The sequence below is a fragment of the Bordetella sp. MIP270_01_BMS genome (genome assembly GCF_054958705.1).
The window spans coordinates 2,999,380-3,018,030 of sequence record NZ_CM143297.1 but is presented as its reverse complement, the minus strand read 5'-3'; the positions used below and the strand labels follow the sequence as shown (position 1 = coordinate 3,018,030).

The 18,651-nt window shown below is 66.4% G+C and carries 18 protein-coding genes; 11 read left to right on the top strand and 7 right to left on the bottom strand.

The genetic code is table 11. The features are described from left to right. Nucleotides 1-165 precede the first annotated feature (165 nt). The 6 genes from ACV17W_RS14150 to ACV17W_RS14125 all read left to right on the top strand — a co-directional run bounded on the left by ACV17W_RS14150 (nucleotide 166) and on the right by ACV17W_RS14125 (nucleotide 4,819). A complete protein-coding gene (locus ACV17W_RS14150; protein ID WP_462592963.1) occupies nucleotides 166-591 on the top strand; it encodes a PaaI family thioesterase in 426 nt (141 codons plus the stop codon). Beyond that, the gene (locus tag ACV17W_RS14145; protein ID WP_462592962.1) at nucleotides 588-1,271 is read left to right on the top strand and encodes a nitroreductase; all 684 of its coding nucleotides are present in this window, start codon (nucleotides 588-590) and stop codon (nucleotides 1,269-1,271) included. The genes ACV17W_RS14150 and ACV17W_RS14145 overlap by 4 nt, the downstream gene beginning before the upstream one ends. A 153-nt stretch (nucleotides 1,272-1,424) precedes the next feature. Then, the gene (locus ACV17W_RS14140) at nucleotides 1,425-2,441 is read left to right on the top strand and encodes a histone deacetylase family protein (RefSeq protein WP_462592961.1); all 1,017 of its coding nucleotides are present in this window, start codon (nucleotides 1,425-1,427) and stop codon (nucleotides 2,439-2,441) included. Between the two features lie 198 nt (nucleotides 2,442-2,639). Then, nucleotides 2,640-2,939, top strand: a complete 300-nt coding sequence (locus ACV17W_RS14135) for an AzlD family protein (protein ID WP_462592960.1) — start codon at nucleotides 2,640-2,642, stop codon at nucleotides 2,937-2,939. A gap of 31 nt (nucleotides 2,940-2,970) precedes the next feature. Then, nucleotides 2,971-3,735 carry an AzlC family ABC transporter permease gene (locus ACV17W_RS14130; RefSeq protein WP_462592959.1) on the top strand — a complete coding sequence of 255 codons (765 nt, stop codon included), beginning with the start codon at nucleotides 2,971-2,973 and terminating at the stop codon, nucleotides 3,733-3,735. 184 nt (nucleotides 3,736-3,919) lie between these two features. Then, entirely contained in the window at nucleotides 3,920-4,819 is a 900-nt protein-coding gene (locus ACV17W_RS14125; protein WP_462592958.1) for a DMT family transporter, read from the top strand. Between the two features lie 206 nt (nucleotides 4,820-5,025). Here ACV17W_RS14125 and ssb read toward each other — a convergent pair whose 3' ends face one another. The 3 genes from ssb to ACV17W_RS14110 form a co-directional block, all read right to left on the bottom strand. Continuing rightward, nucleotides 5,026-5,532 carry a single-stranded DNA-binding protein gene (ssb, locus tag ACV17W_RS14120; protein WP_462592957.1) on the bottom strand — a complete coding sequence of 169 codons (507 nt, stop codon included), beginning with the start codon at nucleotides 5,530-5,532 and terminating at the stop codon, nucleotides 5,026-5,028. 376 nt (nucleotides 5,533-5,908) lie between these two features. Then, entirely contained in the window at nucleotides 5,909-6,241 is a 333-nt protein-coding gene (locus ACV17W_RS14115) for a hypothetical protein (protein WP_462592956.1), read from the bottom strand. A gap of 28 nt (nucleotides 6,242-6,269) precedes the next feature. Next, nucleotides 6,270-7,463: an MFS transporter gene (locus ACV17W_RS14110; protein WP_462592955.1), complete on the bottom strand. Its 1,194-nt coding sequence runs from the start codon at nucleotides 7,461-7,463 to the stop codon at nucleotides 6,270-6,272. 88 nt (nucleotides 7,464-7,551) lie between these two features. Between ACV17W_RS14110 and uvrA the strand changes: the two genes are divergently transcribed. Continuing rightward, the gene (gene uvrA / locus ACV17W_RS14105; protein WP_462592954.1) at nucleotides 7,552-10,404 is read left to right on the top strand and encodes an excinuclease ABC subunit UvrA; all 2,853 of its coding nucleotides are present in this window, start codon (nucleotides 7,552-7,554) and stop codon (nucleotides 10,402-10,404) included. Nucleotides 10,405-10,569: 165 nt separating this feature from the next. Continuing rightward, nucleotides 10,570-11,229 (top strand): glutathione S-transferase family protein, encoded by a 660-nt coding sequence (locus tag ACV17W_RS14100; RefSeq protein ID WP_462596556.1) that lies wholly within the window; start codon nucleotides 10,570-10,572, stop codon nucleotides 11,227-11,229. Between the two features lie 84 nt (nucleotides 11,230-11,313). Here ACV17W_RS14100 and ACV17W_RS14095 read toward each other — a convergent pair whose 3' ends face one another. Genes ACV17W_RS14095 through ACV17W_RS14085 form a run of 3 tightly spaced genes read right to left on the bottom strand, consistent with a single transcriptional unit; the run spans nucleotide 11,314 to nucleotide 14,157 of the window. After that, nucleotides 11,314-12,438 carry a deoxyguanosinetriphosphate triphosphohydrolase gene (locus tag ACV17W_RS14095; RefSeq protein ID WP_462592953.1) on the bottom strand — a complete coding sequence of 375 codons (1,125 nt, stop codon included), beginning with the start codon at nucleotides 12,436-12,438 and terminating at the stop codon, nucleotides 11,314-11,316. Nucleotides 12,439-12,460: 22 nt separating this feature from the next. Then, a complete protein-coding gene (gene aroB, locus ACV17W_RS14090) occupies nucleotides 12,461-13,537 on the bottom strand; it encodes a 3-dehydroquinate synthase (RefSeq protein WP_462592952.1) in 1,077 nt (358 codons plus the stop codon). Continuing rightward, nucleotides 13,534-14,157 (bottom strand): shikimate kinase, encoded by a 624-nt coding sequence (locus ACV17W_RS14085; protein ID WP_462592951.1) that lies wholly within the window; start codon nucleotides 14,155-14,157, stop codon nucleotides 13,534-13,536. Before ACV17W_RS14085 ends, aroB begins: the two co-directional genes overlap by 4 nt. A gap of 114 nt (nucleotides 14,158-14,271) precedes the next feature. On the opposite strand from ACV17W_RS14085, the gene ACV17W_RS14080 reads away from it, so the two are divergent. After that, nucleotides 14,272-16,728: a penicillin-binding protein 1A gene (locus ACV17W_RS14080; protein ID WP_462592950.1), complete on the top strand. Its 2,457-nt coding sequence runs from the start codon at nucleotides 14,272-14,274 to the stop codon at nucleotides 16,726-16,728. A gap of 30 nt (nucleotides 16,729-16,758) precedes the next feature. Here ACV17W_RS14080 and cyaY read toward each other — a convergent pair whose 3' ends face one another. Further along, nucleotides 16,759-17,088 carry an iron donor protein CyaY gene (gene cyaY, locus ACV17W_RS14075; RefSeq protein ID WP_462592949.1) on the bottom strand — a complete coding sequence of 110 codons (330 nt, stop codon included), beginning with the start codon at nucleotides 17,086-17,088 and terminating at the stop codon, nucleotides 16,759-16,761. On the opposite strand from cyaY, the gene lptM reads away from it, so the two are divergent. Together lptM and lysA are read left to right on the top strand one after the other, a co-directional pair. Further along, entirely contained in the window at nucleotides 17,039-17,299 is a 261-nt protein-coding gene (gene lptM / locus ACV17W_RS14070) for an LPS translocon maturation chaperone LptM (protein WP_462592948.1), read from the top strand. The genes cyaY and lptM overlap by 50 nt on opposite strands. Beyond that, nucleotides 17,296-18,588 (top strand): diaminopimelate decarboxylase, encoded by a 1,293-nt coding sequence (gene lysA, locus ACV17W_RS14065; protein ID WP_462592947.1) that lies wholly within the window; start codon nucleotides 17,296-17,298, stop codon nucleotides 18,586-18,588. Before lptM ends, lysA begins: the two co-directional genes overlap by 4 nt. Nucleotides 18,589-18,651: the final 63 nt, after the last annotated feature.

Genomic DNA, 18,651 nt, shown 5'->3' with positions numbered 1-18,651 from the left:
TGGCCGCTGGCGCGACGCCCATGATCACCGCGCGCCCGGCCGGCGCTGCGCGACGGCCAGAACGTCGGGCCCCTTAAGCGGACCCGCCACGATCACGGGCGCGCCATGTCGGCGCGTGGCCGCGGGTATGATCTGGACATTCCCGCAGCCCGACCCACCACAACCATGACCGGTTTCGAACACAATCCGTTTCTGCATTCGCTGGGCGCCGTCATCCAGAGCTGGGGCGATGGCCAGATCGTGCTCAGCATGGACCTGCGCCCGCAGCACCTGAACCGCCAGGGGGCGTTGCAGGGCGGCGTCGTATGCTCGCTGCTCGACGCCGCATGCGGTTACTCCGGCCTGGTACCCCAGGCCGACGACAACCAGGGCAATGCGGTCACCATCTCGCTGGCCATCAATTTCATCGGGTCAGTCACGTCGGGCCGCGTCATCGCAACGGGCAACGTCATCGGCCGAGGCCGCAAGATCTATTTCGCGCGGGCCGAAGTGTGCACCGCCGATGGACGCGTACTGGCTTCGGCGCAAGGATCCTTCAAATACGGCGCCCCCCAGGTGCTGGCCGTACCATCCACGGAGACCTCCGCATGAGCGACACGCTGCACGCCGTCGAAGAAGCCATTGTCTCGCGCCAGAGCGTGCGCGGGTTCCTGCCGACGCCGGTACCCCGCGATCTGATTCGCCGCATTCTGCAAGCCGCGGCCCGTGCACCCAGCGGCAGCAATATCCAGCCCTGGAAAGTACACGTGGTTACCGGGGCCAAGCGCGATGCGCTGGCGCGCGCGCTGCTGCAGGCCCATGCCAGCGGAGAGCCCGAGCGTCGCGAATACCAGTATTACCCGGTGAACTGGCGCAGCCCCTATCTGGATCGGCGCCGCGACACTGGATGGGGCCTGTACAGCCTGCTGGGCATCCAGAAGGGCGATCGCGAGGCTTCGTCGCGCCAGCACGCGCGCAACTTCGAATTCTTCGGCGCCCCGTGCGTACTGCTGTTCACCATCGACAACGACCTCGACAAGGGCAGCTGGCTCGACTACGGCATGTTCCTGCAGAACATCATGGTGATGGCGCGCGGGTGCGGGCTGGACACCTGCCCCCAGGCCGCGCTGGCCAACTATCCGGACATCGTCAAGCAGCACCTGGGCATACCCGACGACCAGATCGTGGCCTGCGGCATCTCGATCGGCTATCAGGACCCGGACGAGCCGGCGAATCAATACCGCACCAGCCGCGTGGCCGTCGACGAATTCACCGTCTTTCATGATGCCTGACTGACGCCGACCCGCCCGCCACGCGCGGGCGAGGTGCAAGCGGTACGTCCTGCCAGCGCCAAAGTGGTACTTTGGACCTTGCCCATTCTGCTTGACAATGGGTCGGCGCCCGCATCGCGGCGGGCGATTCTCGCGCCACCCACACGGACCGCCATGAAAGCCTACTACCACCCCGACCAGGCACTGCACCACCCGCAAACCTATTTCTCGCGCGGCAAAATGCGCACGCCACAAGAAGTGCCCGACCGCGCCAGCGCCCTGGTCGGTGCGGTGAAGCAGCTGGGGTTCGACCTGCGCGAGCCGCCCGACGCCGGCATGGGCCCGCTGACGGCAGTACATGCGCTCGATTACCTGCAGTTTCTCAAGGTGGCGCACCAGGAATGGAAGCAGCTGCCCGAAGATTGGGGTGACGAGGTCGTCTCCAACGTGTTCGTGCGCGAGCCCAACGCCTTGCGGGGCGTGCTGGCCAAGGCGGCGCGCTACCTGGCCGATGGCAGTTGCCCGGTAGGGCCTTCCACCTGGCATTCCGCCTACTGGTCGGCCCAGTCGGCCGTGGCCGGCGCCGACGCGCTGCTGGCCGGCGACCGCCGCGCGTATGCACTGTGCCGGCCGCCGGGCCATCATGCACGGCGCGACGCCGCCGGCGGCTTCTGCTATCTCAACAACAGCGCCATCGCCGCGCAGCGGCTGCGAGGCAAGTATCAGCGGGTGGTGGTGCTCGACACCGACATGCATCATGGCCAGGGCGTGCAGGAAATTTTCTACGACCGCGACGATGTGTATTACGTGTCGATCCATGGCGACCCGGAAAATTTCTATCCGGTCGTCACAGGTTTCGACAACGAGAAAGGCGCGGGTCCGGGCTTCGGCTACAACCTCAATCTGCCCATGCCCCACGGTTCGCCCGAATCCGTGTTCTTCGACAAGCTCGCCATCGCGGTCGACGCCATCCAGGTGTTCCAGCCTGACGTCGTGGTGCTCGCATTGGGGTTCGACATTTTCGAGCGCGACCCGCAAGCCAAGGTGGCCGTCAGCAGCGCAGGCTTCCAGCGCATCGGCCAGGCTGTCGCGGGCTTCGGCGTGCCGGTGCTGGTAGTGCAGGAAGGGGGCTATTACATCGAGGGCCTGCAGGAAAACGCCGAAGCTTTCTTCGCCGGGCTGCGCGCCTGATCCGGCCACACGGGCCGAGGCACGGCCTCGGCCTCGCGAACGAGTGCGCCTCCGTTCGCTGCACGCCCATCCGCAGCGGCGGCATGCTCTGGCCTAAGTCCCCGCGAACCGCCGCGCCGACTGCAGTTATCATGTACCGGCCCACGCGCGCACGGTGAAGCGCCGCCACCTTGGTCCGGCGTTCTTTATGCCCCATACATGGTCGACCCCGCCAACCTGCTGGCCATATTGCTGATGGCCAGTGTCACCTACCTGGCCCGCATCGGAGGGTACCTGCTGTTGCGCAAGCGCAGCCTGGGCCCTCGCGCCATGGCCGTGCTGGAAGCCGCCCCGGGCTGCGTACTGATCTCGGTTATTGCGCCGGCTTTCGTGTCGAGCCGGCCCGCCGACCTGATCGCCCTGGCTTGCACCGTACTTGCCGCCACGCGCCTTCCCTTGCTGCCCACCGTGCTGATAGGCGTGGCGAGCGCCGCGCTACTGCGCCAATGGCTGGCATGACATGGCATCCAGACCATCAGGCGGCGACGGCATGAACGCGCGATCTGCGCGAAGCACTCGCACATCGGCGGCGGGCCATGCCGGCGCGTGGGCCCGCTGCTGCGCCGGCGCGGCGGCCAGCCTGCCGGTGCTGTTCGGCATTATTCCGTTTGGCCTGGTGCTGGGCGCGCAGGCCGCGCAAAAAGGCCTGACGCCCGTCGAGGTACCGCTCATGACAGGCCTGAATTTCGCGGGCGGTTCCGAGTTCGCCGCGCTGGGCCTGTGGTCGTCACCGCCGCACTTCCTGCTGATCATGGCGGTGACGTTCCTGGTGAACAGCCGCATGCTGGTCATGAGCGCGGCGCTCACGCCCCATCTTCATCATCTGCCCAAGCGCAAGGTGCTGCCCGCTCTGTTCTTCATGACGGATGCTGGCTGGGCGCTATCGATGGCGGACACGCGGCAGCGTGCCCGTCTGGGCATCGATCCGGCCTTCAGCCTGGCGTTCTACATGGGATCGTCGATGGTGTTCTATGTTGCCTGGATAGGCTGCACGACACTGGGCGCCATCCTGGGTCCCATGCTGGGCAACCCCGAACTGTATGGCCTGGACATGGCGTTTCCGGCCGTTTTCCTGGTGATGCTGCGCGGCATGTGGCGCGGCTGGTCGCGCGCCCGGCCCTGGCTGGCAAGTCTGGTGGTGGCGGCCCTGGCCAGCAGCCTGTTGCCCGGCGCCTGGTATGTCGCGGCTGGCGCCGTGGCGGGCATCGCCGTTGCCATCGCCTGGCCGACGGCGACGCCCGCCGGCAGATCCTGATGCCGGTGCCCCGGGCTTGCCCGGCGGGGCGCCCGGTGGCTCGTCTTGACGTCACCCGGGGTTTGACGACACACGCCTGCGGATACGAGCTTCAAAGTTCCGCCCGGCCTGCCCCACTTCGCTATGATGGGAGTCTCGCTCAGCCTCCGGCCCGGGGCCGGACTGGCATTCTCTGTTGAGCTGCATGACATTCCCGACTGCTTCCGCCCCCCGGACCACGCCGCTGGCCGGCATCGCTTGCGTACTGGCCGGCGTACTGTTCCTGACCTTCAGCGACGCATTGGCCAAATGGCTGGGGGAGTTCTACAGCCCCATCCAGATGCTGTTCCTGCGCGCGGCCATCGCATTTCCGTTCGTGCTCGCGCTGGTCTTGGCGCTGGGCGGCCGTCTGGCGCTGCGCACTCAGCATCTCAAGCTGCACCTGCTGCGCGGCGCGCTCAATGTGATTTCCGCATGTTTTTTCTATATGGGCCTGCAAGCGCTGCCCATGGCCGAGAACACCGCCATCGCCTTTGCGGCGCCGCTGTTCGTCACCGCGCTGTCGGTGCTGGTGCTGAAAGAAAAGGTGGATGGCCTGCGCTGGCTGGCCGTGGGCGTGGGCTTTGCAGGCGTCATGGTCATCGTGCGGCCAGGCGCGTCCAGCTTCCAGCCGGGGGCGCTGTACCCGCTGGCGACCGCCGTGCTGTATGCCTTCATGATGCTGTCCGCCCGCGCCATCGGCAAGGGGGAACGAATGCTCACCATGATGTTCTACATCGTGGCCGGGCAGCTCATCTGCAGCGCTGTCGCCGCCCCCGCGTTCTGGACGCCGGTGCAGGCCGACCACCTGCCACACTTCGCCGGCATTGCGCTGTTCAGCACCCTGGGTCTGACCTTCCTGACTCAGGGGTTCCGCATCGGGCCGGCATCGGTCGTGGCGCCGTTCGACTACAGCGCGCTGCTCTGGGCATCGCTGCTGGGATGGCTGGTGTGGCGCGAGGCGCCCGATCTGTTAGACGGCCTGGGTGCGCTGTTGATCGCAGGCAGCGGGGTGTATATCGCCTGGCGCGCCGCACGGCCCGGCGAAAGCCAGGCGCAACACTGATCTCGCGGCAGTCGCGTGCGCCGTGCCACAGAGGCGTCGCGGGCCGGGAAGGCCTGTGCCCGGCGCCCCCGCCATGGGCAATCCGCGCCTGGAGCTCGGCAGGCGCACCGTCATCCGCCGACGTGGCGTCCGATGCCCTATAAAAAGCCCGCCCGCTCGAAAGCAGGACGGGCTGGGTCCCGATGGGCGAGCCGGCCAGGAAACGATCAGAACGGAATATCGTCGTCCATGTCGGCCAGGTTGGCGGCGCCGCCCGCTGCCGGCGCGGCGGACGGGGCCGGGCGTTGCGCGGGCGGGCGTTGGGCCGGAGCGCGCTGCTGGCGAGGAGCGTCGTCGTAGCCGCCGCCACCGCCGTAGCTGCTGTCGCCGCCGCCCTCGCGGCCGCCCAGCATCTGCATCTGGTCGGCCACGATCTCGGTGCTGTAGCGATCGGCGCCGGTGTCCTTGTCTTGCCACTTGCGGGTCTTCAGGCGGCCCTCGATATACACCGAACGGCCCTTCTTCAGGTATTCGCCGGCGATCTCGGCCAGGCGGTTATACATGACCACGCGGTGCCATTCGGTTTCTTCGCGGCGCTCGCCGCTGGCCTTGTCTTTCCATTGCGACGTGGTGGCGATGGAAACATTGCAGATCGCCGCACCGTCGGGGCTGTAGCGCACTTCGGGGTCGCGCCCCAGATTGCCGACGAGTATGACTTTGTTGACGGATGCCATGGCGAGTGTCCTCTTGCCCGGCGGCTGACGCTTGCACCGGGTAAATAAAAATGTTCAAACCGGCCAGTGCGGAACGCCCGCGGCCTGGCGGCCTGGTGGTTGAAAAGGTGCGCGCCGCCGGATTGGCCACGCGGCGCGTGCTGGCTGGCGGTGCCATGCGAGATACCACCCAATAGGACCTAATTCTACCGGGTTGGCAGCGAGGCATCACCTCCAGCGTAGATTGAATCGTCCGCCGCCGCCCGGCAAGTGCTGCCGTGACCGGAACGTCCCGGGTGGCGCCCGGCGCCCGGGCTGCACGACACGCGGCCAGCCGGCCCGGCGCCGCCCCCCGGCCGCGGCGCCGGCTGGCGAACGAATCTTCCGATGCCGGACTTCAGCGCTTGGGCATCGACCGCATCTGTTCGCACATCTGGGCACGCTGCTCCGGCGTGCCGGCGGCGATTTTCTTGCGGGTTTGTTCACGGCCGGCGTCGAACGCGGCGTCGAAATCCGATGCCGACATGCCCGTCAAGGCCGCCTGCTGCTGTGCTTTCATCTCATTGAGCTGGGCCGAGGTGTAGTCCCCGCAATGCTCGGCGACTGCGTGCATCGATCCGCCAAACTGAGCCATGTTGCTCTGTGATCCCGCGCCTTGAGCCATTGCCGCGCCAGCGAAGGCAGCGGCGAATGCGCCGATCAGAAATATTGCCGGGCGCCTTTCTTGCATGGTTTTCTCCATCGTATGTAAGCGTGTATCAAGCTGGCGTGCGAGCCAGCGGTTTCAGTGCCCACGTAACCGCCAGCCAAACCGCCGCCAGGGCGGCCGCGCCCATGAACACCGCGATGGCGCCCGCGTACGCCGCCAGCCACCCGCCCAGCGCGCCGCCACAGAACAGTCCGGCGGCCTGGGCCGTGTTGTAGAAGCCCAGCGCCAGGCCCTTGTACTGGGCCGGCGCCACGCGCGACACCAGTGAAGGCTGCAGCGCTTCAAGAATGTTGAACACGACGAAGAACGCCGTCATTGCGATGGCCAGCGTGTAGAAGCCATGACTGGCCGCGGGCAGCAGCGCGCACACCAGCACCAGGCCCGCCACCGAGGCTCTCAAGGCGCCACGATGCGCCCTGTGCCGTTCGGCCACGAAAATGGCGGGCACCATCAGGACGAACGACACCAGGATGATGGGCAGGTACACCTTCCAGAGTTCGCGCGTGTCCCAGCCGCCAGTCTGCGCCAGCAGGGTGGGTACGACCACGAACAGGGCCACCTGGGTGAAGTGCAGGGCAAACACGCCGAAGTTCAGGCGCAGCAGGTCGCGATGGGCCAACACCTGGCCGGGCCGCACGTTCATGCTGCGCGCCTCGCTACGGGGCGCCAAAGGCACCACCCAGCGGGCTACGGCCAGGCTGGCCAGGCCCAGGCAGGCGATGGTCCAGAACAGGCCGGGCAGCCCCCACCAGCCCACCAGCACCGGGGCCAGCACCAGCGAAAGCGCGAACGACAGCCCGATGGACGCGCCAACCATGGCCATGGCGCGGGTGCGCACCTCTTCGCGGGTGGCGTCGGCCAGCCATGCGGTGACGGCCGCCGATATCGCGCCGGCCCCCTGGATGGCGCGGCCAATGGTGATCCAGAACACATCCTGGGCCAGCGCGCACACCACACTGCCCGCTATGAACAGCAGCAGGCCGGCCACCACCACCGGACGGCGCCCCCAGCGATCGGAAGCCAGGCCGAACGGAATCTGCAGGAGGGCCTGGGTCAGGCCGTACATGCCCAGCGCGAGCCCGACCCGCACCGGATCGTCGCCCCCGGGCAGGCCGTGCGCAGCCACGGCGAACACCGGCAACAGCAGGAACAGACCCAGCATCCGGCAGGCAAACAGGCCGGCCAGCGCGACGCTGGCACGCCGTTCGGACGGGGTCAATTTGAGTTTTGTATCAGCCGGCATGCAAAGAACTTGAGGACGGTGCCTCGTACGGGATGTGACTCGGCGCGCTATAGTACCAAGTTGGCCTTTAAATACGCATAGATGCCCGATGGACGCGATACGCATTCGGGGTGCACGCACCCACAATCTCAAGAACGTCTCGCTCGACCTGCCTCGCCACAAGCTCGTGGTGGTTACCGGCCTGTCCGGCTCGGGGAAATCGTCGCTGGCATTCGACACGCTGTACGCGGAAGGCCAGCGGCGCTACGTAGAAAGCCTTTCGGCCTATGCGCGGCAGTTCCTGCAGTTGATGGACAAGCCCGATGTCGACCTCATCGAAGGCCTGTCGCCCGCCATCTCGATCGAGCAGAAGGCGGCGGGGCACAACCCGCGTTCCACGGTCGGCACGATCACCGAAATCCACGATTACCTGCGGCTGCTGTACGCCCGCGTCGGCACGCCTTATTGCCCCGAGCATGGCCTTCCCCTGCAGGCCCAGAGCGTCAGCCAGATGGTCGACGCCGTGCTCGGCTGGCCGGCCGAGACGCGCCTGGCGGTGCTGGCGCCGCTGGCGCGCGCGCGCAAAGGCAGTTTCGAGGACGAATGCGCGTCATTGCAGGCCCAGGGCTACGTGCGCCTGCGGGTGGACGGGCACATGCACGAAATCAGCGAGCTGCCGCCGCTGAAGAAGAACGAAAAGCACGACATCGATGTCGTGATCGACCGCCTGCGCATCCGGCCCGAAAGCAAGCAGCGCCTGGCCGAGAGTTTCGAAACCGCCATGCAGCTGGCCGACGGCCGGTCCGTGGCGCTCGACATGGACAGCGGGCGCGAGCAGGTGTTTTCCAGCCGCTACGCCTGCCCGGTATGCAGCCACAGCCTGCCCGAACTCGAACCGAGGCTGTTCAGTTTCAACAACCCCATGGGGGCCTGCCCGACCTGCGACGGTATCGGCCAGGTCGGCTTTTTCGACCCGAAACGGGTGGTGGCGTTTCCCGAACTCAGCCTGGCGTCCGGCGCCATCCGCGGCTGGGACCGCCGCAATGCCTTCACGCATTCGCTGCTGACCAGCCTCGCCGCGCACTACGAATTCGATATCGAGACCCCATTCGAAGAGCTTTCCGACGAACTGCGCCAGAAGGTGCTGTACGGATCGGGCGATGAAGAAATCGCCTTCCTGTACCTGAACGAAAAAGGCCGCAGCACCGTCAAGCGGCATGCTTTCGAGGGCGTCATCCCCAACCTTGAACGCCGCTGGCGCGAAACCGATTCTTCGACCGTACGCGAAGAACTCGGCAAGTATCGCAACATCAAGACCTGCCCCGACTGCGCCGGATCGCGCCTGCGCGCCGAGGCGCGCCACGTGCTGATCGGCGATGAAGTCCGGGCCGGCGAACGGCGTGGCCAGGCCATCTACGAAGTCGAGGCCATGCCGCTGTCCGACTGCCTGGCGTGGTTCCAGGCGCTGACCCTGACCGGCGCCAAGCAGGAAATCGCCCAGCGCATCGTCCGCGAAATCGAGGCGCGCCTGAGCTTCCTGAACAATGTGGGGCTGAACTACCTGTCGCTGGACCGCAGCGCCGACACGATCTCGGGCGGCGAGGCGCAGCGCATCCGGCTGGCCAGCCAGATCGGCTCAGGCCTTACCGGCGTCATGTACGTGCTCGACGAACCCTCCATCGGCTTGCACCAGCGCGACAACGACCGGCTGATCGGCACGCTGCAGCACCTGCGCGACCTCGGCAACAGCGTCATCGTGGTCGAACACGACGAAGACATGATCCGGCTCGCCGACTGGGTCGTGGACATGGGCCCCGGGGCGGGCGAACACGGCGGCCAGGTCGTGGCGCAAGGCACGCCCGACACCGTCCAGGACGACCCCGCTTCGCTGACTGGCCAGTATCTCAGCGGCCGGCGCGCCATACCGGTGCCCGAGCGCCGCCCGGTCACCGACGAGCAGCCCTGGCTGGTGCTGGAAGGCGCCAGCGGCAACAACCTGAAAACCGTCGACTTGCGCATCCCCGCCGGGCGGCTGGTGTGCGTCACGGGTGTGTCCGGCTCGGGCAAGTCCACGTTGGTCAACGATACGCTGGCCATTGCGGTGTCGCGCCAGCTGCACCATGCCCAGAGCGAGCCCGCACCGTATGCGTCAATCAGCGGACTCGAGCACTTCGACAAGATCATCAGCGTCGACCAGAGCCCCATCGGCCGCACGCCGCGCAGCAATCCGGCCACCTACACCGGACTGTTCACGCCCATCCGCGAACTGTTCGCCGGCGTTCCCGAGGCCCGCACGCGCGGCTATGATCCCGGACGCTTCAGTTTCAATGTGAAGGGTGGCCGGTGCGAGGCCTGCCAGGGCGACGGCGTGGTAAAGGTCGAGATGCACTTCCTGCCCGACATGTACGTGCCTTGCGATGTCTGCCACGGCAAGCGCTACAACCGCGAGACGCTCGAGATCCGCTATCGCGGCCGGAATATCAGCGAAGTGCTTGAACTCACCGTCGAACAGGCGCTGGAGTATTTCGAATCGGTGCCGGCCATCGCGCGCAAGCTGCACACGCTTATCGACGTAGGCCTGTCGTACATCCGGCTCGGCCAGAGCGCCACCACCCTGTCGGGCGGCGAAGCGCAGCGCGTGAAGCTCTCGCTCGAGCTCTCGCGGCGCGCCACCGGGCGCACGCTGTACATTCTCGACGAACCCACCACCGGCCTGCATTTCCGCGACATCGAAATGCTGCTGCAGGTCCTGAACCAGCTGGTGGACAGCGGCAATACCGTGCTGGTCATCGAGCACAACCTCGATGTCATCAAGACGGCGGACTGGGTGGTGGACATGGGCCCTGAAGGCGGGGACGGCGGCGGCCGCGTCGTGGCCATGGGCACGCCGGAAGATGTCGCGGCTAACCCACAAAGCCATACCGGGCACTACCTGGGGCGGGTTTTGCAGCGGCACGCTTAGCGGTAGACTGCACCAGGGCCGCGCGGCCCTGACTGCGCGGCCCTGACTGCGCGGCGCGGCCTGCGCGGCGCGGCTCACCCAGCCGGGCCTGTGCCGTGGTATCCCAGCGGTGTGGCTCTCACAAGGGGCCAGACCTCCTATACACCCACGTTCGCCCCTACCGCCATGTACACCCTCATCATCGGCAACAAGAACTATTCGTCCTGGTCGATGCGCCCCTGGCTGGCGCTGCGCACCACCGGCATCGACTTCCAGGAACAGAAGCTCGGACTGTTCACCCCTGAATTCGCGAAGCGACTGGCCACGCTGACGCCCGCCGGCCTGGTGCCGGTGCTGCTCGATGGCGATCTCGCCGTCTGGGATTCGCTGGCCATCTGCGAATACGCCGCCGAACGGCATCCCGCCGCCGGCCTGTGGCCCGCCGACGCGCGCGCGCGGGCGCGCGCACGCTCGCTGGCTGCGCAGATGCACAGCGGCTTCGGCCAACTGCGCCAGCTCATGCCCATGAACATTGAGGCCCATCTGCCGGGGCTCGACCTCTCGGCCGCGCAAGACGACATTGCCCGCGTGCAAGCGCTCTGGCAGGACACGCGCGCCGAGTTCGGCCAGGGCGGCCCTTTCCTGTTCGGCAAATTCTCGATTGCGGACGCGTTCTATGCGCCGGTCGTGTCGCGCTTCACCACCTACGATGTCAGGGCCGATGGCCCGGCGCGAGAATACATGGACGCCATATTGGCGCTGCCCGCCATGCAGGACTGGATACGCGAGGCACGGGAAGAAGGCGTATTCGTGCCCGCCGACGAACCCTACCGCACACATCGCTGACGCCGGCGGCGGCTCTTCCCGGCGGTTACCGCCGGGCCGCTGACCGGCTCGCGCCGCCAACCGCCCGCATCAGGCGGCCTGGGATCACCCCATTTCGAACAGGCGCTTGTGCTCGCGGATGGCGTAGCGGTCCGTCATGCCGGCGATGTAATCGGCAATGGCGCGCGCCTGTTCGGGCGCCTCGCGACGGTAGTCGGGAGGCAGCAGGCGCGGATCGGCGAGAAAAGCCTCGAACAATTCCCGAACGATGCGGCGTGCCTTGTTGGTCATGCGCATCACCCGGTAGTGCCGGTACAGGTTGTCGAACAAAAAACGTTTCAGCTCGTCGGCCTCGCGGCGCAGGCCATCGGAAAAGCCCGCCAGCGGCGGCGCGCGGCGCACCGCGTCGGGATCGGCCGGAGCCGCATCGGCAATGCGCGCCAGCGACGTCGTCGTCAGGTCGACGATCAGAGTATTGATCATGCGGCGCACCGTCTCGGCTACCGCGCGGCGCGGCGCGAGGCCGGGATAACGCTCTGCCACTTCGGCGAAATGACGGGCAAAGAGGGTTACGTCCCGCATCTGCTCCAGTGTCACCAGGCCCGAACGCAAGCCGTCGTCGACATCATGGTTGTTGTAGGCGATCTCGTCGGCGAGGTTGGCCACCTGCGCCTCGAGCGACGGCTGCGTACGGTTGAGGAAACGTTCCCCCACTTCGCCCAACTGGCGCGCATGCGCTGCAGAGCAATGCTTCAGAATGCCCTCGCGGGTTTCGAAGCACAGGTTCAGGCCGCTGAATTCCGCGTACCGTTCTTCCAGCTCGTCGACCACGCGCAGGCTCTGCAGGTTGTGTTCGAAGCCCCCAGCCTGTGGCGCCAGCTCGCGCATGCAGGCATTCAATTCGTCCTGCCCCGCGTGGCCGAAGGGCGTGTGGCCCAGGTCATGCGCCAGCGAGATCGCTTCGGTCAGGTCTTCCGACAGGCGCAGGCTGCGGGCCAGCGTACGGGCGATCTGCGCGACTTCCAGGCTGTGGGTCAGGCGGGTGCGAAACAGGTCGCCCTCATGGTTGACGAATACCTGCGTCTTGTACTCGAGCCGGCGAAACGCCGTGCAATGGATGATGCGGTCGCGGTCGCGCTGGAATTCGCTGCGATTCTGCGGCGCCGGTTCGGCATGCCGGCGGCCGCGGGTCGTCCGGGGGTTGGATGCGTAGCAGGCCAGGTCGTTCATGGTCGGCGTCATCCCGGGGCGTTCACCGTACGGTGCGCGACAGCACCGCGTGCACGGCATCCAGCGGCGCCGGCCGCATCAACGCCTCGCCGATGCGAGGCATGAGCACAAAGCGGATCTCGCCGCCTTCGGTTTTCTTGTCGACCTGCATCAGTTCAAGCCAGCGGTCGGCGCCCAGGTCGGGAGCCACGGTGGGGCAGCCGATGGCGCGCACCAGCTCGCGCACCCGCTCCACGTCGGACGGCGGAAAGCCCGCCACCTCGGCCGACAGCTCGGCGGCCTGCACCATGCCGCAACCCACGGCTTCTCCATGCAGCCATTCGCCGTAGCCCAGACCGGACTCGATGGCATGGCCGAAGGTGTGGCCCAGGTTCAGGATGGCGCGCAAGCCCGATTCGCGCTCGTCTTTGCCCACGACCTGCGCCTTCAGTTCGCAGGACCGGCGTATGGCGTGAGCCAGCGCCGCGGGATCCAGCGCGCGCAGCGCGCCCGCGTTGGTTTCGCACCAGGCCCAGAAGTCGGCGTCGAGGATCAGCCCGTACTTGATCACCTCGGCCAGGCCGGCGGACACTTCCCGCGCCGGCAAGGTGCTCAGCACGTTGGTGTCGATCTCGACGGCCACCGGCTGATAGAAAGCGCCCACCATATTCTTGCCCAGGGGGTGATTGACCGCCGTCTTGCCGCCGACGGAAGAATCCACCTGCGCCAGCAAGGTCGTGGGCACCTGCACGAAGCGTATGCCGCGCATGTAAACCGCCGCGGCGAAACCGGTCATGTCGCCGATCACGCCGCCGCCCAATGCCACCAGCACGGCGCGGCGGTCCAGCCGGTGGGTGAGCAGGGCATCGAAAATCAGGTTCAGCGTCTGCCAATCCTTGTGGGCCTCGCCGTCGGGCAGTTCAATGCGCACCACGCGGCGTCCGGTGCGGGCCAGCGCGGCCTCGGCACGCTCGCCGTACAGCGCGGCCACGGTGGGATTGGTAACCACCGCGATGGCGGTGGCATCAGCAGGAATGGATTCATCCAGGGCGTCCAGCCGGCCCGGGCCGATATGGATGGGATAACGCCCGCCGGGGGTGTCGACGTCGACGACATTCATGGGGTTTTCTTCTCGTAGGCTTGCAGCAGGGGCAGCAGTGATTTCACCAGGTGCGACACCGGCGTAGCGCCCGTGTCGACGACCAGGTCGGCCACCTCTTCGTATAGCGGCTCGCGATAGGCCATCAGGTCGCGCAGGGTGCCGCGAGGATCGGCGTTGGCCAGCAGCGGCCGGTTGCGATCGCGGCTGGTGCGCCGGAACAGTTCGTCGACACTGGCGCGCAAATACACCACGACGCCGCGTTCGCGCAGCAATTGCCGATTCTCGGGGGCCAGAACCGCGCCGCCGCCCGTGGCCAGCACGATGCCGCGCCGGCGCGTGCAGTGGTCCAGAGCCACGGCCTCGCGTTTGCGAAAGCCGCCTTCGCCCTCGATCTCGAAGATCACCGGCACCCGCACGCCGCAGCGCGCCTCGAGTTCATGGTCCAGGTCGATGAACTCGCGCCCGAGCATGCGCGCCAGCCCGCGGCCAATCGTGGTCTTGCCCGCGCCCATCATGCCTACCAGGAAGATGGGCAGGTCGTGCGGCAGCGCTGCACGCGGCCCCCCGTCGACGGCCCCGCAGGGCCCCTCGGCGGGCGCGTCGCCGGGCGCGGAATCGGTATGCTCCAGTTCGTTCATGCCCGCATTATCCCATCGCCGGCGAGTTGCCCGCTTACCACACTGAACGAATTTGTTACAGAAACCCGCTACCCGGGGGCAAGTGGGGGGACAGTTGCCCGTAAAATCGCCGCGATGAGCAAGTCGCAGAATTCTTCTAAAAAAGCCCCACCTCCCAAGAGCGGATCGCCTTTTTTGCGGTTTTTCGTGAAGCTGGGCATCTTGATGGGTGGCCTGGCGCTGTGTGGCGTCTTGCTGGGCGGTATGGCGTTGGCGCTGGCATGGCCCAATCTGCCAGACCTGCATGCCATGACCGATTACCGTCCACGCGTGCCGCTGCGCGTGTACACGAGCGACCACGTCCTGATCGGCGAATTCGGCGAAGAACGCCGCAACGTGCTGCGCTTTAACGAATTCCCCGACGTAATGAAATCGGCGGTACTTGCCGCCGAAGACGACCGCTTCTACCAGCACGGCGGCATCGACTGGACGGGCGTGGTGCGCGCCGGCCTCGCGAACCTGCTCAGCATGTCGAAATCGCAGGGCGCCAGCACCATCACCATGCAGGTGGCGCGCAACTTCTATCTGTCGTCCGAAAAAACGTATTCGCGCAAGTTCTACGAACTGCTGCTCACCTTCAAGATCGAAGCCGAGCTCACCAAAGACCAGATCCTCGAGCTCTACATGAACCAGATCTATCTGGGACATCGGGCTTACGGCTTCGCGGCGGCGTCACGCACCTATTTCGGCAAGCCTGTGTCCCAGGTCACGGCAGCCGAAGCGGCCATGCTGGCGGGCATTCCCAAGGCGCCGTCGCGCTTCAACCCCCTTGCCAACCGGCCCCGCGCCGAACTGCGCCAGCATTACGTGCTCGGGCGCATGCATTCCCTGGGCTACCTCACCGACGCCGAATACCAGCAGGCCAAGGCGCAGCCCATCGTCATGAAGGCGGCCGAGGGCACGCCGGCCGGCGGTTACGCCATTCACGGGGAATATGTCGCCGAACTGGCACGCCAGCTGCTTTACGGCATCTACCAGGACGAACTCTATTCGCGCGGCATCAATATCTACACCACGGTGCGGTCGAAAGACCAGGAAGCCGCCTATCAGGCCGTGCGCGAGGGCGTACTGCAATACACGCGACGCGCCGTCTATCCCGGCCCCGAAGAACAGCTCGACATGCCTGCCGGCATTGAAAACAACGCCCAGGCACTCGACGACTACCTGGACGGCGTGTTCGATAAGCATCCGGACAGCGGCGACCTGCTTACCGCCGTCGTGCTGTCGGCCAGCCCGACCGAAGTCAAGGTGGCGCGCAGCGCCAGCGAGGTCATCACCATTACCGACAAGAAGGCGCTGGCCGTGGTGGCCCGCTCACTGGGCAGCAAGGCGCCCGCCGAGCGCAGGCTGCGGCGCGGCTCGGTGGTGTACATCCACAAGTTCGGCAATGGCTGGGAAGTCATCAACATGCCGGCCGTGCAGGCCGCATTCGTCTCGCTGTCGCCGCAAGACGGCGCGATTCGCGCCATGGTGGGCGGCTTCGACTTCTACCGCGGCAAATTCAACCGGGTGACGCAGGCATGGCGCCAGCCGGGCTCGAATATCAAGCCCTTCGTCTATGCCGCCTCGCTCGAACGCGGCTTGACTCCCGCCACCCAGATCTCCGACCAACCCTTCCAGCTGACCGCCGAGCAAACCGGCTCGAAGGCCTGGAACCCCAAGAATTACGGCAACACCTACGAGCCGATGCTGACGATGCGCCAGGCTTTGTACAAGTCCAAGAACATGGTGTCGATCCGCATCCTCCAGGCCATCGGCCCGCAGTACGCGCAAGACTACCTGGCGCGCTTCGGCTTCGACAAGGCGCGTCAACCGGCGGTGCTGCCATTGGCGCTGGGCGCGGGCTCGGTCACGCCGCTGCAGCTGGCGGGCGCCTATGCCGTATTTGCCAATGGCGGCTACCGTATTGCGCCGTATCTGATCGAACGCGTCACCGACAGCAGCGGCAAGGTGCTGATGCAGTCCAAGCCCATTGTTGCCGGCGATGCCGCGGCCCGCGCCATCGATCCCCGCACCGCCTATGTCATGGACGACATGCTGCGCGGCGTGGCCACCAGCGGCACGGCGGCACGCGCGCGCGTGGCGCTCAAGCGTTCCGACGTGGCCGGCAAGACCGGCACCACGAACGAATCGGTCGACGCCTGGTTCTCGGGCTATACGCCCACGCTGGTCGCCACCGCATGGATGGGCTTCGACCAGCCCAAGTCGCTCGGGTCCCGCGAAACGGGCGGCGGAGTGGCCATGCCGATCTGGCTGGACTATATGTCGACCATGCTCAAGGGCGTGCCGGAACAGAAGCAGCCGCCCAGGCCTGACGGCCTGCTCGTCGAGCGCGGCGAGTTCTATTTTTCGGAATTCCCTCCGGGCCAGGCCGTGGCGCGGCTGGGACTATCGGAGCCCACCCCTGCCGAAACCGATCAGCTGGGCGAGTTTCTGAACGATCTGGTGGGCGGCGGAGACAGCAGCATCCGCGTGTCACCCAGCATGAGCCCCGAACAGCAGACGCCCTGGTCGCAGAGAATCCCGTTCTAGGCAGCTCCCCCGCCTCGGCGGGGTATTTGTTTACAGCTTCACGGTGACCGGCACGCCGGCCGCAACCGAGCAGATCTGCGAAAGCGCATCGGGCAGTTGCGGCCCCCCGCGAGTGTCGTTCCAGTGCTGCCCGTCGTAGCGGTAATGGAAACCGCCACTGCGGGCCGCCACCCAGATTTCCTGCATGGCGGTCTGGCTGTTGACGACCACGTGCGTGCCGTCTTCGAACACCAGCGTCAGCACGTTGCCGCTGCGGCTGGCTTCGACATCGACGTCTAGTGACGCGGCCCAGTCGTCGGCCTGGCTCTCGATGCTGTCCAGAACCTGGTCGACCAACGCAAGGAATTCGGTTTCAGTCATAATCGAACCTGCAAGAATTACGGAGTTTCAAGTGTTCCACTTGGCACACAGCCGCATGGCCTTACGCATTGTAGCCACGCTTGCCACGACCAGCCTGGTCGCCGCCTGCGGCTTCAAAGGCCCACTTTACCTGCCGCCGCCCCCGCCCGGCGAGCCGCAGACAGATATTCCCGCGCCGCCCAGAATTCCCCCGCCCGATACGATTCCATGACCTTCCAGCATTCCTCGCAGCCTACTCTGGCCGGCGATCCGCATTTCCATTACCAGAACGGTACCCTGCACGCCGAAGGCGTCGCGCTCGACAAGCTCGCCGCCGAGCTCGGCACGCCGCTTTATGTGTACTCGCGCGCGGCGCTGGGCCAGGCCTGGCGCTCGTACAGCGACGCCATCGGCCAGCGCAATGTGCTGGTCTGCTATGGCATGAAGGCCAACTCCAACCTGGCCGTATTGAAAGAATTCGCGCGCCTGGGTGCCGGCTTCGACATCGTGTCGGGCGGAGAACTCAAGCGCGTGCTGGCCGCCGGTGGCGACCCGGCCAAGGTGGTGTTTTCTGGCGTGGGCAAGCAGGCCTGGGAAATGCGCGAAGCGCTGCAGGCCGGCGTGAAGTGCTTCAACGTCGAGTCGCAGGCCGAACTGCACTGCCTGTCCGACGTCGCTCAGTCGATCGGCAAGCGCGCCCGGGTGTCACTGCGTGTCAACCCCGACGTCGACGCTCACACCCATCCGTACATTTCCACCGGCCTCAAAGAAAACAAGTTCGGCATCGCCATCGAAGCGGCTCTGGACGCCTATCGGCTGGCCAAGTCCCTGCCCTCGCTCGACGTGGTGGGCGTCGACTGCCACATCGGGTCGCAGCTTACCGACATCAGCCCCTATTTCGATGCGCTGGAAAAGCTGCTTGACCTGATCCAGCAACTGAACGCCATCGACATCGACATCCAGCATCTCGACCTGGGCGGCGGCCTGGGCATCCGCTATACCGATGAAACACCGCCTTCGCCCCAGGCCTTGCTCGACCCGGTCTTCGAACGCCTGCAGGCACGCGGTCTCGGTCATCTGCAGGTCATCCTAGAACCCGGACGTTCCCTGGTGGGCAACGCGGGCGTGCTGCTCACCACCGTGCAGTACCTGAAGCACGCCGAGGCACGCAACTTCGCCATCGTCGACGCCGCCATGAACGATCTGCTGCGTCCGGCGCTGTACGAGGCCTACCACGGCCTGCGCGCGGTGGTTCCGCGCGACGGCGAACCGACGGAATACGACATCGTCGGCCCCGTGTGCGAAAGCGCTGACTGGCTGGCGCGCCAGCGCAAGCTGGCCCTGCAGGCGGGCGACGTGCTCGCTCTCGAATCCGCGGGCGCCTATGCCATGGTGATGGCCAGCAACTACAACACCCGCGCGCGCGCGGCTGAAGTCATGGTCGACGGCGCAAACCACTACATCGTGCGCCAGCGCGAAACACTCGACGACCTGCTGCGCGGCGAGTCGACGCTTCCCTGACAGTCCGCTGCGGCCGGCCGCGCGACATGCGCGCAAACCCGGCCGCGGCCGACAACCGGCTGC

Coding starts and splice junctions, on each gene's coding strand:
- ACV17W_RS14125 (WP_462592958.1), top strand. CDS start 3,920: ATGACATTCCCGACTGCTTCCGCCCCCCGGACCACGCCGCTGGCCGGC.
- lptM (WP_462592948.1), top strand. CDS start 17,039: ATGCTGTCCAGAACCTGGTCGACCAACGCAAGGAATTCGGTTTCAGTC.
- aroB (WP_462592952.1), bottom strand. CDS start 13,537: ATGAATGTCGTCGACGTCGACACCCCCGGCGGGCGTTATCCCATCCAT.
- cyaY (WP_462592949.1), bottom strand. CDS start 17,088: ATGACTGAAACCGAATTCCTTGCGTTGGTCGACCAGGTTCTGGACAGC.
- ACV17W_RS14110 (WP_462592955.1), bottom strand. CDS start 7,463: ATGCCGGCTGATACAAAACTCAAATTGACCCCGTCCGAACGGCGTGCC.
- ACV17W_RS14085 (WP_462592951.1), bottom strand. CDS start 14,157: ATGAACGAACTGGAGCATACCGATTCCGCGCCCGGCGACGCGCCCGCC.
- ACV17W_RS14140 (WP_462592961.1), top strand. CDS start 1,425: ATGAAAGCCTACTACCACCCCGACCAGGCACTGCACCACCCGCAAACC.
- ACV17W_RS14150 (WP_462592963.1), top strand. CDS start 166: ATGACCGGTTTCGAACACAATCCGTTTCTGCATTCGCTGGGCGCCGTC.
- ACV17W_RS14130 (WP_462592959.1), top strand. CDS start 2,971: ATGAACGCGCGATCTGCGCGAAGCACTCGCACATCGGCGGCGGGCCAT.
- ssb (WP_462592957.1), bottom strand. CDS start 5,532: ATGGCATCCGTCAACAAAGTCATACTCGTCGGCAATCTGGGGCGCGAC.
- ACV17W_RS14080 (WP_462592950.1), top strand. CDS start 14,272: ATGAGCAAGTCGCAGAATTCTTCTAAAAAAGCCCCACCTCCCAAGAGC.
- uvrA (WP_462592954.1), top strand. CDS start 7,552: ATGGACGCGATACGCATTCGGGGTGCACGCACCCACAATCTCAAGAAC.
- ACV17W_RS14145 (WP_462592962.1), top strand. CDS start 588: ATGAGCGACACGCTGCACGCCGTCGAAGAAGCCATTGTCTCGCGCCAG.
- ACV17W_RS14100 (WP_462596556.1), top strand. CDS start 10,570: ATGTACACCCTCATCATCGGCAACAAGAACTATTCGTCCTGGTCGATG.
- lysA (WP_462592947.1), top strand. CDS start 17,296: ATGACCTTCCAGCATTCCTCGCAGCCTACTCTGGCCGGCGATCCGCAT.
- ACV17W_RS14095 (WP_462592953.1), bottom strand. CDS start 12,438: ATGAACGACCTGGCCTGCTACGCATCCAACCCCCGGACGACCCGCGGC.
- ACV17W_RS14135 (WP_462592960.1), top strand. CDS start 2,640: ATGGTCGACCCCGCCAACCTGCTGGCCATATTGCTGATGGCCAGTGTC.
- ACV17W_RS14115 (WP_462592956.1), bottom strand. CDS start 6,241: ATGCAAGAAAGGCGCCCGGCAATATTTCTGATCGGCGCATTCGCCGCT.